Source organism: Chitinibacter fontanus (assembly GCF_013423785.1).
GTDB classification, from domain to species: Bacteria; Pseudomonadota; Gammaproteobacteria; order Burkholderiales; family Chitinibacteraceae; genus Chitinibacter; species Chitinibacter fontanus.
Window position 1 is genome coordinate 2729041 of record NZ_CP058952.1, and the last position, 13072, is coordinate 2742112.

The following is a 13072-nucleotide window of genomic DNA, read 5'->3' on the forward strand; positions in this document are numbered from 1 at the left end:
TTTTGTTGATTTACAGAGCGATACGCTCTGCAAGATAAGCTTTTACTTTAGCCGCATCTGCTTCGATTGCATCAAAACGCTGTGGCAAATCTTCCAGACCAACCAAACCCGCTGGGCGTGCTGGTGGCTGGTTCAGCGCTTCGACCATCGTGGTTTCGAATTTGGCTGGCAGCGCGGTTTCCATAATCACCATCACCACGTCGTTGCGGCGGTGTGCCTTGGCAGCTTTGTAGCCGTCAGCGGTGTGCGGGTCGATCTGCACGCTGAATTTCTCAAACACTTCACGAATGTTTACCACGCGGTCTTCGTGCGTGCTGGCCTCGGATTTAAAACCATATTCATCACGCATTTGCGCAAACTCGGTCGGGCTAATTTCAAAGCCGCCGCCGGTTTCAACTGACTTCCACATCGCGGCCAGTTTGCTCGCATCGCGGCCGACCAGATCGAATACAAAGCGCTCCAAGTTTGACGCTTTGGTAATGTCCATCGATGGGCTGGATGTCTCGTAGGTACGATCCAGACCGCGTGGGTGGTAGCCGCCGGTTTTGAAGAATTCGTCGAGTACGTCGTTTTCATTGGTGGCAACGACCAATTGACCAATTGGCAAGCCCATCTGGCGCGCGATGTGGCCAGCGCAGATATTGCCAAAATTGCCTGACGGTACACAGAAATCAACCACATCGCCGACGTTTTTCGCAGCGGCGAAATAGCCTTTGAAGTAATACACGACTTGCGCGACGATACGGCCCCAGTTGATCGAGTTCACCGCACCGATTTTGTATTTGGCTTTGTAAGCCGCGTCTTTGTTCACGTCTTTCACGATGTCCTGGCAGGCATCAAAGAAACCGTGCACCGACAAGTTGTAGATGTTTTCGTCTTGCAGGCTGAACATTTGCGCACGCTGGAACGGGCTCATTTTGCCGAATGGGCTCAGCATGAACACATTCACGCCTTTTTTGCCGCGCATTGCGTATTCCGCTGCCGAGCCGGTGTCGCCTGAAGTCGCGCCCAAGATATTCACTTGCTCGCCTTTGGCGGCCAGTACGTACTCGAACAGATTACCGAGCAATTGCATCGCCATGTCTTTGAACGCCAGCGTCGGGCCGTTCGACAATTCCTGAATCACCAAGGTGTCGTCGAGCTTGATGATCGGCGTGATTTGATCTGCGTCGGCTGGATTGCGGCCGTTGCAATAGACTGCAGCGGTGTAGGTTTTGGCAATCAGCGCTTTCAGATCATCAGCAGGGATGTCGTCAACGAAATGACGAATCACCGCGAAAGCAAGGTCGGGGTAGCTCAGCTTAGCCATCTCGGCGAGCTGTTCAGTTGAAAATTGTGGGTACGATTCAGGAATCGACAAGCCGCCATCAGCCATCAGGCCGCCAAGCAGAATATCGCTAAATTGTTGGGCGGCAACACCGCCACGGGTAGAAATGTATTTCATGGGTATAGGCCCGTAGATATTTATTTAATTGGTCTGCGTGTTTATACCCATTTGGGTATTGGGCTGCGTAGGGCGGGGTCGCGTAGTGGAACCCGTCTTGCAGCCGTGGTTTTTAGCCGTTCAGGTGTTCCAAACGCAGCTTCACGACCTTGCCAATCGTCGATTGCAGCAATTCAATTTTCGCAATCGCTGCATTGACGTTTTTCTCAACTGCCGTGTGCGTCACGATCACGATCTCGGCTGAATCACCGGCGGGTTTTTGCAGCATTGCATCGACTGAAATCTGGCCTTCGGCAAGAATCGTCGTTACATCGGCCAACACGCCTGGCAAATCTTTTACAGTCAGACGCAGGTAGTAGCAGGTTTCCACTTCGGTAATGGGCAGAATCGGCAGATTCGCCATTGCCGTTGGCTGGAATGCCAGATGCGGAACGCGATGTTCTGGGTCGGCGGTGTGCAGACGAGTGATGTCAACAAGGTCGGCAATGACTGAAGACGCTGTTGGTTCAGCGCCAGCGCCTGGGCCGTAGTACATCGTGGCGCCGACTGCGTCGCCTTTGACCAATACCGAGTTCATGACGCCATCAACATTCGCGATCAGGCGTGAAGCGGGGATCAGCGTGGGTGATACGCGCAATTCGATGCCATTAGGACGGCGGCGAGTCATGCCGAGCAATTTGATGCGATAGCCCAATTCGGCAGCGTATTTAATGTCGGCCGCTTCAAGTTTGCTGATGCCTTCCAGATAGGCTTTGTCGAATTGCACCGGAATACCAAACGCAATCGCGCTCATGATGGTGAGCTTGTGCGCAGCATCGTGGCCTTCGATGTCGAACGTTGGATCTGCTTCGGCGTAACCCAGATGTTGCGCTTCAGCCAAAACATCGGCAAAGGCTGAGCCTTTGTCGCGCATTTCGGTCAGGATGAAGTTGGATGTGCCGTTGATAATGCCAGCAACCCATTCGATTTTGTTCGCAGTCAGGCCTTCACGCAGCGCTTTGATTACGGGGATGCCGCCAGCGACTGCGGCTTCAAACGCGACGATCACACCTTTTTCCTGCGCTTTGGCGAAAATTTCATTGCCGTATTCGGCGATCAGTTTTTTGTTGGCAGTGACAACGTGTTTGCCGTTTTCAATCGCAGCTAAAACGAGGTCTTTGGCGATGGTCGTGCCACCGATCAATTCAACGACGATATCGATGTCGGGGTTGTTCACCACATCCATCGCATTATCAGTCAAGGCAACGCCTTCACCTACGAGCTCACGCGCGCGATCCAGATCACGATTGGCGGCCATCGTCACCACAATTGGACGACCTGCACGACGCGCGATTTCTTCGCCGTTACGCTTCAATACGGTGGCAGTACCGCCACCTACAGTCCCCACGCCACATAGGCCTACGTTGATTGCTTTCATGTTGATCTTCCTGATTGATATTTTTAACTACAAATTTTCGTTACTTAACTTGCAATGCTCAATTTATTTGGTGGCAAATTCACCGGTGGCATGGCGTTTACGCCAGCCTGCTAAGAAGCGTGCGACGCGATTGATGGCTTCAGTTAGATCATCGATATTCGGTAGGAATACCACGCGGAAATGATCGGGTTGGTGCCAGTTAAAGCCAGTGCCTTGCACAAGTAATACTTTTTCTTCTGTGAGTAGCTCGAGCATTAATTGCTGATCGTCGCTCACAGGGTAAATTGCCGGATCAAGGCGTGGGAACATATACAGCGCTGCTTTGGGCTTGACGACGCTAACCCCCGGGATTTTACTGAGCATCTCATACGCCAGATCGCGCTGTTTGGCCAAACGACCACCTTCGCAGACCAGATCGTTAATACTCTGATAGCCGCCAAGCGCAGTTTGGATCGCGTATTGCGCCGGCACATTGGCACACAATCGCATCGTGGCCAGCATATTCAGGCCTTCGATATAGTCTTTGGCTGGCTTTTTATTGCCCGATACGATCATCCAGCCTGCGCGATAGCCACAGGCGCGATAGTTTTTCGATAGGCCGTTAAACGTGACAAACAGTACATCATCAGCTAGCGAGGCAATCGATGTGTGTGTTACACCGTCGTACAGCACTTTGTCGTAGATTTCGTCGGCATAAATAATCAGGCCAAATTCGCGAGCCAGATCGACGATTTGTAGCAGTAATTCATCTGGATATAAGGCGCCGGTTGGATTGTTGGGGTTGATAACCACAATCGCACGCGTTTTGTCGGTGATTTTGGCGCGCATGTCTTCAATCGACGGATACCAGTGATTGGCTTCGTCACATAGATAATGGCGCGGTTTGCCACCGGCTAAGCTCACCGCCGCAGTCCACAGCGGATAATCTGGCATTGGTACTAGTACTTCGTCGCCATTATTGAGCAAGGCTTGCATACTCAACACGATCAACTCGGATGCACCATTGCCGATGTAGATATCATCCACGGTAACGTCTTTAATGTTTTTTTGCTGCGTGTAATGCATGACTGCTTTACGTGCCTGAAATAAGCCTTTGCTATCCACATAGCCAGCTGCATTCGATAGATTGCGAATGACGTCCTGCACTACTTCTTCTGGCGCATCAAACCCGAAGCTCGCCAAGTTGCCAATATTGAGCTTGATAATGCGGTGACCGTCTTCTTCCATCTGCCGCGCTCGCTCCGGAATCGGGCCGCGAATTTCGTAACAGATATTGAGTAGTTTGTTCGATTTAAGGATGGCTTCCATCGGTGTGGTCCGCGCAAAGGTTTTTCAGGGAAACTCCGTATTGTAGCGAAACATTCGTTATTCGGAACAAACAATTAAGTATCAAAACGCACAGCACAGCGCTTTTGCAATGATTTAAAATACGCAAAACGCCAAACTAGGGATCATCATGAAGCTGCATCAGTCAAAAGTTGAGCATTTGAACCAAATTACCGCTTACGATCAGGAGTCGGTTGACGTCAATCAGCAGCACTACGTTGGCAGTTTGATTGTATTGCCAGATGCGGTGCATCCTTGGCGACCAGCTCAATTTGCGGATTTACAGGCGCAAGATTTTGAGCTGTTGCTTGAGTATCAGCCCGAACTGATTTTGCTGGGAACTGGAAGTGCCATTCAGTTTCCGCACCCCCGGCTTTATGCTGCCTTGTCCGCCAAACTGATCGGGGTGGATGTGATGGGCACAGGTGCTTTGTGCCGTACTTTTAATGTATTGGTGGCAGAGGATAGACGTGTTCTCGCATTGGTATTACATAGCTGATTGCCGGCGCAATAGCTTCTAAGTCGTGACAAGCCCACTTTTGAGTGGGCTTTTTGGTTTTTACGATGGTCGAAGGCAAAGCCTACGCTATGATTTAGCTCGATTCTTGGCAGATTGAATTAGCTGTTTTTACAATGATTTTTTGTTGCGTTGTGGTGAGGGAGTCACGAATCTTCACCAGTGATCACCATCTTTATTAGGCTGGTAAAGAGTCTGGTAAGATAAATGAAAAGATATAAAGGGTAGTGTGGTATTACTGCATTGCTAATAAATACACTGCATAGGTGTTAGATCCGATTTGTCGATATATCCAATTGCAAGAAGACTATTGTGACTACGCCAACTGAAAAAGAGATGCTTTCATGCCCTTTGTTGCGATGAAATCCATCACGCTAAGATTGCGGATCGCGTTTTTGATCGTCGCAGCCACTACGCTATGTGCCGGTCTGGGCGCCCTCTGGGTTTTTCGCTCGGTTGATCAGACTTATACCAATATCTCCCATGAAAGCTATCCGGCAACACGAGCGATTGCCGGGCTGGAAAAAAATGCCCTTGAAGTTGCGTTAGCTTTGCATTTACTGTCGGGCGCAGATGATGAAATGTCTCGTGAAGATGCATTTCGCCAGCTTAATATTTTACTTAAACAAGCTCCCACCCATTTAAGCCTACTCGAATCATTGCACAGCACTGAAAATCAGGCGCTGGCTGCGCAATATGCTCAAATCACCAAGCAAGCAGCGGAAACTAATCAAATCGTCCACGACTTGATTGCGATTGATAAAGAAAATCGGCAAATCGTGCAGCAAGTCGAACAAATGCGACTAGGGTTTGAAAAGAAAATTGACCCCTTATTACATAATGCCAAAGAAGATTTATTGCTGGCAGCTGGCAAAACGTCAGCACAGGCCGGAATGCAATGGGCCAGAATGAATGAGAACGAAAAAGCCATGCGCTTGGGGATGAACGAAATCCGCGCAGAGACTTTTCGTCTAATTACGCTGATTGCCACGGAGGGCGAAGAGGGTTTTCGTCGAAAGGGTGGTGAAAATATTGATCGGCTGGAAAAAGCCATCGCACAAACCGAGCCAGAGTTTCGTGCCGAAGGCATGAAAATGATCAAGGTCTTACGCTCACCCATGAATAATGTTGGGCGTGAAGCATCAACTGCAATGATGGCTTTTTATCGGGACACCAGCCGGTTAACGCGTAAATATCAGGATGAAGTGAATCGCAGTGGTGATCTGATCACGCAGGATACCACCAATGCGGTGGTCAATCTGGTGAACACTCAAGTCCAAACGTTGACCGCCAGTGAGCAACTCAAAAGCAGCTACTATCAGCTTGCAAGTAGTCTGCGCAAAATGGTGTGGTCAGCCAACGAGGCTGCACTGAAGACGGACAGTGATAGCTTTCAGCGTATTTATCAGAATGCCTTGGTGATCACTCAGCAAATTAATAATCCATTATTTAAAAAAGCCCAAGCTGATAGCCGTGCCGCATTAGTTGATCTGGAGCAGCAGCATAAGCAAATTATCGAGCTGACCAAGCGACGCATTATGCTGTTGCAGCTACTCGACCGCTTGGCGAAAGAAAATCACAACGTCACTCGAGCATTGCTTGATACCACGCATGCCCTCAATTCATCCGTGTCAGGTGACTTAAGCGGCCAAGTAAATACCTTAGACGCAGATATTAAGCAAAGTACTCATTTAATGATGATTGCCACCTCTGTGGCTATTTTGATTGCTCTGCTCGTTGGTTGGGTTTATGTCTCGCGTAGTCTAGGTAATCGCTTAGAGCGCTTGGCGAGCTCAATGCGCTCCTTGTCGCAAGGCCAATTAGGTGAGGATTTACAAGTCCAAGGACACGATGAGGTTAGTGATATTGAATTAGGTGTATTGCAATTTCGCGCCTTGTTAATGCAGCAGCGCGAACAAACCGAAGCGCTGCGCCTAGCGCGGGATGAAGCGCAAGCCGCAGTGAAAATGAAAAGCGAATTTCTGGCCAACATGAGTCATGAAATACGCACCCCGCTGACTGCCATTTTGGGTTACACCAATTTGGTTGCTGATCACGAATTGAATGGTATTCAACGCCAGTATATTGGCCGGGCACAAAATGCGGCGCAGATGCTATTGGGCGTGGTGAATGATGTCTTGGATTTTTCTAAAATTGAAGCGAATAAATTGCAGATCGAAAGCAGCCCATTTGATCTGATGCAGCTGTTTAGCCAATTAGCAGGTACGGTAGCGATTCAAGCGCAGGCGAAAGGTTTGCGCCTTAGTTTTGAAATTACGCCAGAGGTACCAACGTGGGTGGTTGGTGATGCGCTGCGTTTGGGTCAGGTGCTGCTCAATTTGCTAAATAATGCGATCAAATTTACCGAGCAGGGTGATGTGAATTTGCATGTGCGCTGTGTGCGGGAAGATGAGCAAAACATTGGCCTGCTCTTTGTTGTGGAAGATTCAGGCATCGGAATTAGCCAAGAAGCGCAGTCAAGGCTATTTAGCTTATTTAGTCAGGCAGATTCATCAACGACGCGCCGCTTTGGCGGCTCTGGCCTCGGGTTGGCAATTAGTCAGCAATTGATTCAGCTGATGGGTGGACAGATTCGCGTGCAAAGTGAAGTCGGCTTTGGTTCAGAATTTAGTTTTGAGTTGTCTTTCCTAAAATACGCACAAGCAGAGTATCGGATTGATTGTGTCGTGCCGCGCCGTGCAGTAATCGCTGATAGCAGCCCAGATCATGCGCTACATTTATCGCAGCATTTGCAATTTATGGGTTTTGACTGTGTATTGCTCAATAACTCAGCTCAGCTGGCTGCGTATCTGCAATCGGGACATCAAATCGACTTATTACTGCTGGAAGTAAAACTGTGCCATGGCTCAGAGGCGCAATTGTGCGAACAAATGCAGCAACTTTATGCCACTGGTTTGCCGATGATTCTGCTCTGCTATGGTTTGGATGACGTTGAAATCACGCAAAATAGCAGTTTGCGGGATTGTCCTTTGCTCATCAAACCTTTGGTGCCAAGTTTGATTCGCTCGGTAGTCAGCCAGACGCTCAAACTGGATTTACCTGCCGATTTAGCTCGCAATCAAGCCTTGGCGGAACGCGAGGCATTGCAAGGATTGCGCATTTTGCTGGTGGAAGACACTGATCTCTTGCTTGAGCTTGGGTTGACGATGCTTAGCAATATGGGGGCGCAGGTCACACCAGTAAGTAGTGGCAACGCAGCAATTGCTGCGGTCATGTCTAGTCATTTTGATGTGGTGCTGATGGATGTGCAAATGCCAGAAATGGATGGTCGTGATACTACGCGGGCCATTCGCGCGTTGCCTGGGTTTGACGCGCTCCCCATTATTGCCTTAACCGCGCATGCAATGGAAGGTGAGCGGGAGTTGTGTTTGCAAGCGGGCATGAACGATCATCTGAGCAAACCAATCGATGCGCAAAAACTGAAGCAGGTGCTACAAAATTATCTGCCCACAGGGCCGCAAGCCGTCCGTTCACCGCAGGCTGTGGCCAGTGAGCCTGAACGAGGGCTGTTGCCTGGGGCGGGTATCGACTTTTTGACCGCATTGCAGCGGATGGGCAGCATGAAAATGCTCAAAAAAATGTTGCCGCGCTTTATCGAGCGGTTTGCCGACTCGGCACAGCAATTGCGCGTGCTGATTGGCAACGGGCAATTGGCGGATGCAGAACGGCTTGCGCATACTCTCAAAGGAGTGGCGGGGCAGGTTGAAGCTCTTGCTGTGATGCATGTGGCTGCCCAATTAGAGCGAGCCTTGCATCAAGGGCAAACAGATTTAACACCGCAGATATCGGAACTCGAACGGCTGCTGGCCGAGGCCTGTAGCCAAATTACACATTGGTTAGAGCTCAACCCGGTTGATGAGGTTGCTGTTACACATTAATGGGTATGCCGCTAGGAGCTAGTATTAAAAATGCATGTAGCGGTATACATGGCAATGTATAGCGAAATGCACCACACGTTCACCCATAAATCGCTTGACGAATAAGTCTCGGTTTGGCCATTTGGGTTAAGCGCTACCTTAGTCTTCTTCGCCTAAAAAACCACCACTCTGATGGGCCCATAGCCGCGCATAAATTCCGCCTTGCGCCAGCAGCTCGGCATGCGTGCCTTGTTCGACGATGTGGCCTTGATCGAGCACGATCAATCTATCCATCGCCATAATGGTTGACAGCCGATGTGCAATCGCGACGACGGTTTTGCCTTCCATCAGCGTATATAGGCTGGCCTGAATGGCGGCTTCTACTTCCGAATCGAGCGCGCTTGTGGCTTCATCCAATAATAAAATTGGCGCATCTTTCAAAATAACCCGCGCAATGGCAATGCGCTGCCGTTGTCCGCCCGAGAGTTTGACGCCGCGCTCACCGACATGTGCATCGTAGCCAACCCGCCCGTTGGGATCATTCAGTTGGCTGATAAAGTCGTGTACTTCTGCACGTTGGGCTGCCCGGATCATTTCGGCTTCAGTGGCATCTGGTTTGCCGTACAAAATATTATCCCGTACCGAGCGATGCAGCAGCGAGGTATCTTGGGTGACCATGCCAATTTGCTGGCGCAAACTGTCTTGGCTGACTTGCGCAATATCTTGGCCATCGATACGAATTTGGCCGCTTTCCAGATCATAAAAACGCAGCAGTAAATTCACAATGGTGGACTTGCCTGCGCCTGATCGCCCAACCAAGCCAATCTTCTCACCAGGCTCGATCGTGAGCTGTAACTGATCGATTACCGCTTTACCTGTATTGGCATGCCCATAGTTGAAGCAAACCTGATCAAACTCAATCAAACCTTGTTGCACTTGCAATGGCTTGGCATCTGGCGTATCAAGTACGGTTGATGGCTTAGCGAGCGTATTAATGCCATCTTGTACGGTGCCGATATTTTCAAATAAACCGGCCATTTCCCACATAATCCAGTGCGACATGCCACTGAGTCGCAGTGACATGGCAGTAGCCGCTGCCACTGCACCTAGACCGACTTCCGAGATACTCCACAGATACAGCACGGCGCCTGCCGTAGCGGCAATTAGCAGCATGCTAAGCACATGGTTCACAATTTCAAACAGGCTAACCAGCCGCATTTGGCCATGAACGGTATGCATGAATTCTTGCATAGCGGCTTTGACAAAACCCGCTTCACGCTGAGTATGTGAAAATAATTTCACGGTACTGATATTGGTGTAGGCGTCGGTAATGCGACCTGTCATCAGCGAGCGCGCATCGGCTTGGGCGCGGGAAACGCGGCTTAGGCGGGGCACAAAATACACCATGGCTAAAATATATAGCACCAGCCAAGCTAAAAACGGCACGACTAAGCGCAAATCAAAACCACCCGCCACCGAGGCCATCGTGACGAAATAGATGGTGACAAACACCAGAATATCGCAAGTAGTAAGTACCGTATCACGCACGGCAAGGGCCGTTTGCATCACTTTGGCCGAGATTCTGCCGGCAAATTCATCTTGGTAGAAACTCATGCTCTGGCCCAGCATTTGGCGATGAAACTGCCAGCGGAGCCGCATGGGGAAATTGCCCGCCAGTGTTTGATGCTTGATCAGGGTTTGCAGTGCAATCAGGACCGGACTGGCTAATAGAATGCCAAGCAGCAATAGTAGATTGTGCTTTTCGTGTTGCCACAATAATGCAGGAGGTGTTTTGCTGAGCCATTCCACGACATTACCCAGCATGCTGTAGAGCAACGCTTCAAACGCACCAGTTAGTGCAGTAAACAAGGCCAATAAAGCAATATACCAACGCATGCCACGTGTGCAGCCCCATACAAAGCGCAGAAAGTGCTTGGGATGTTGTGGCAATTGATCGGGATAGGGATGAATCAGTTTTTCAAAAAAAGCGAACATAGCTTACTGGCCAAGTAGACGGTAGGCTGATTCTAACTGATAAAGTAATGTCTACCTATCGGCAATCTGCACCATGCTAACGTGTCTTTCGTATTTCTTGTTGGGGTATATGCTTGTAGGCTTTTATTTTATTTGATTCTAGATAGATACCTTGATTAGATGGAAAATTCAGTCAACAAGTATGGGTTCTTAGAAAGAGGTGGAGCAGCGTGAAAAAACGGCAGCCGAGGCTGCCGTTTTTGCTGATGTTGCAGTGATCTAAGCTGGCTTATTTCGCGTTATCGATCACAATTTGACCATTAAATTTCACTTGGCCACGGAACATATAGTCTACGCAGGCTTTGTAGTCACCTGGCGTGGCTAGGCTAAATGGCATTTGGTAATCAACCAGCTGACACGCCCACGATACGCCACCTGGATTGTTGGCATTGTAGCCCCAAGATTTATCCAGATAAGTTTTCGTCGCTGCGGCAGAGCCGGGCTGGAAACCACGTTGAGTTGCGCAGCTCAGTTGCTCGCCAGTGATATCGACCCCCAGTGCTGTTGTGAATTGCTTGTAGGCAGCAATGCGGTTTTTGGCTTGCTGAACATCCGAGCCGCCACCACATTCAATGCCACCGTTGATGATGTTAATGGTGGAGCCAAAGCCCGGCTGCATATTGTTAGCAATATCGACCGCATTCGGAACCCAAGTGCCATCTACCACCCACGTCATTGGTGGTTTTGGTGATTGTGGGTAAACGGCAAACCAGACTGCTGAAGCAAAATTCAACCAGGTATCGGCAACTTTACCCGGATTGTCGAGTAGGACGCTGGCGTCGCCATAGAGTGACTTGCTGAACGGGCCATAATTGTAGTTGTAAGACAATTGCTTGCTACCACGGCCAAAGTAGTCCAGATTTTTGCCCTGAGCGTTCTGTCCGCAAGCATAGAAGATTGAGAAGATCGAGCTGCCAGCACCTGTGAAGCAATCTTGGTAGGCACCAATAGCAGAGCCTTCGTTATAACCCATCTCACGCAGATACCACAGCGCCTGATTCCATGTTGGAATTACTGTGTTTTGCTCCATCGTATCGAGGATAGGATTGTAATTGGCAGGGTAAGCTTTCGCGCCAGCGGGGGTGAGGGTAGACCAGCTGGCACCGGTTTCCTGCGTGAAATGGGCAAACGAAGTCGCCAGCAATTTGGCACAAATCTGATCGGCATTGCGGCCATCTGTGTAGTTGTCGCAATAAGCGGGGAATTTAGCGACTGCACGCAACAAGTTGGTGTATGAGTAAGCCACATTGCGAACCGGGAACAAACTATCAAATTTGCTAACCGAAATAATCCGTTCAACGCGTTTGACGTTATCTGGGTTGGCTGGGTTGCCTGGGGTAACCGCTTCGACTTGGGTATCGGGCAGTACGCGCAACGCGGCACGAATACGTGCGATGGCTTGCGTATCAGTACCTGCCTGACTCATTAAAGCGTTTTCTGAGCTAGTGAGCTGAGCATCGCTTGGATAACCCGCTGGGGCTGCAGCATAAATGATTTGTGGTTTATTGCCGCTTACTGGTGCTGGACTTGCGGTGGCCGCCGGAGTGGCCGTTGCCGCTGGGCTTGCGGTTGCAACTGGGCTCGCAGTCGGAGCCGCTGTAACGATCGGTGTTGCGGTTGGTTTAATTGTGGGTGTTGCTGTTGGAGTTACGGTTGCCGTTGGAGCGGGTGTCACGCCACCGGCTGCGCAGGTGCCTTGATCCAGCCAAGGAGATTCCCATGAATTGGTCACTTGCTTTGGCATATCCGATGCAGCAGCGTACCACTGCGCTTTCCAAGTATGCCCGTTGTAGCTAACGACTGAACCTGCGCTATATACGCTGGCCGTCCAGCTTGGTGCCGCACAGCTGCTTGTCGCTGGTGTTGCTGTTGCTACAGGCGTCACTGTTGGTGCAACTGTTGGAGCTGCGGAGGGGGATGTCGTTGGTGTCGCAGTAGGAGCAGGAGTAGCGCTTGCTTTTGGCGTTGCGGTTGGGGCGCTGGTTGGCGTCGGGGTCGCGCTTGGAGCTGCGGTTGGGGCTGGCGTGCTGCTGGTTGTAACACTCCACAGCGTCGGTGTAGACGCTGGGTTCCAGTTTGCGCCCACATACGCAGTGTGAGTGACAAGCGCTACGTAGGTTTTACCTTGATAATCGACTTGGGTGCCGGCGGTATAGGTGCTTCCTTCTTGCCAGGTTGCGCCGAAAGCAGAGCCTATGCTCAAGGCCAAAATTAGGGCCGCAGAGCGGGTCCGTAATTTACTCATCTCTTCTCCATCCTTTTTATAATTGGGACTAATTCAATTCGGTATTTTGCCGGATTGGAAATGGTAGTCAAATCAGATGGATAGCGTTTTTCTAAGTTGTTCAAACTGGCATTAGTATCATTAAAAGTATGAATACTCGAATGCCTTGTAAGCATTAATAGATGCGCTCGTTCGTCAAGCTTCAGTAAGTAGGTGGTGTTGGAGCTAATTG

7 protein-coding genes are annotated in these 13072 nt (G+C 50.1%); 2 read left to right on the forward strand and 5 right to left on the reverse strand.

Translation table 11 applies throughout. From position 1 onward, the window contains the following. Nucleotides 1-10 precede the first annotated feature (10 nt). From thrC to HZU75_RS13040, 3 genes are all read right to left on the reverse strand, one after another. Complete coding sequence (gene thrC / locus HZU75_RS13030) at nt 11-1444, reverse strand: threonine synthase (RefSeq protein ID WP_180306453.1); 1434 nt, start codon at nt 1442-1444, stop codon at nt 11-13. A 112-nt stretch (nt 1445-1556) separates the two neighbouring features. Then, a complete protein-coding gene (locus HZU75_RS13035; RefSeq protein ID WP_180306454.1) occupies nt 1557-2861 on the reverse strand; it encodes a homoserine dehydrogenase in 1305 nt (434 codons plus the stop codon). A 63-nt stretch (nt 2862-2924) separates the two neighbouring features. Next, a complete protein-coding gene (locus tag HZU75_RS13040; protein ID WP_180306455.1) occupies nt 2925-4169 on the reverse strand; it encodes a pyridoxal phosphate-dependent aminotransferase in 1245 nt (414 codons plus the stop codon). Between the two features lie 148 nt (nt 4170-4317). Between HZU75_RS13040 and HZU75_RS13045 the strand changes: the two genes are divergently transcribed. Both HZU75_RS13045 and HZU75_RS13050 read left to right on the forward strand, forming a co-directional pair. After that, on the forward strand, nt 4318-4686 hold the full coding sequence (locus tag HZU75_RS13045; protein WP_180306456.1) for an Mth938-like domain-containing protein: 369 nt from the start codon (nt 4318-4320) through the stop codon (nt 4684-4686). A gap of 362 nt (nt 4687-5048) precedes the next feature. Beyond that, nucleotides 5049-8603, forward strand: coding sequence for a response regulator (locus HZU75_RS13050; protein WP_180306457.1), 3555 nt, complete (start codon nt 5049-5051; stop codon nt 8601-8603). A gap of 138 nt (nt 8604-8741) precedes the next feature. On the opposite strand, the gene HZU75_RS13055 is transcribed toward HZU75_RS13050, so the two are convergent. Beyond that, on the reverse strand, nt 8742-10577 hold the full coding sequence (locus HZU75_RS13055; protein ID WP_180306458.1) for an ABC transporter ATP-binding protein: 1836 nt from the start codon (nt 10575-10577) through the stop codon (nt 8742-8744). A 268-nt stretch (nt 10578-10845) separates the two neighbouring features. Beyond that, nucleotides 10846-12861 (reverse strand): glycoside hydrolase family 19 protein, encoded by a 2016-nt coding sequence (locus HZU75_RS13060; RefSeq protein WP_228028059.1) that lies wholly within the window; start codon nt 12859-12861, stop codon nt 10846-10848. Between the last annotated feature and the right edge of the window lie 211 nt (nt 12862-13072).

Excerpts from the sequence above, each read along its gene's own strand:
- thrC (WP_180306453.1), bottom strand. The coding sequence starts at position 1,444 with ATGAAATACATTTCTACCCGTGGCGGTGTTGCCGCCCAACAATTTAGC.
- HZU75_RS13035 (WP_180306454.1), bottom strand. The coding sequence starts at position 2,861 with ATGAAAGCAATCAACGTAGGCCTATGTGGCGTGGGGACTGTAGGTGGC.
- HZU75_RS13040 (WP_180306455.1), bottom strand. The coding sequence starts at position 4,169 with ATGGAAGCCATCCTTAAATCGAACAAACTACTCAATATCTGTTACGAA.
- HZU75_RS13045 (WP_180306456.1), top strand. The coding sequence starts at position 4,318 with ATGAAGCTGCATCAGTCAAAAGTTGAGCATTTGAACCAAATTACCGCT.
- HZU75_RS13050 (WP_180306457.1), top strand. The coding sequence starts at position 5,049 with ATGCCCTTTGTTGCGATGAAATCCATCACGCTAAGATTGCGGATCGCG.
- HZU75_RS13055 (WP_180306458.1), bottom strand. The coding sequence starts at position 10,577 with ATGTTCGCTTTTTTTGAAAAACTGATTCATCCCTATCCCGATCAATTG.
- HZU75_RS13060 (WP_228028059.1), bottom strand. The coding sequence starts at position 12,861 with ATGAGTAAATTACGGACCCGCTCTGCGGCCCTAATTTTGGCCTTGAGC.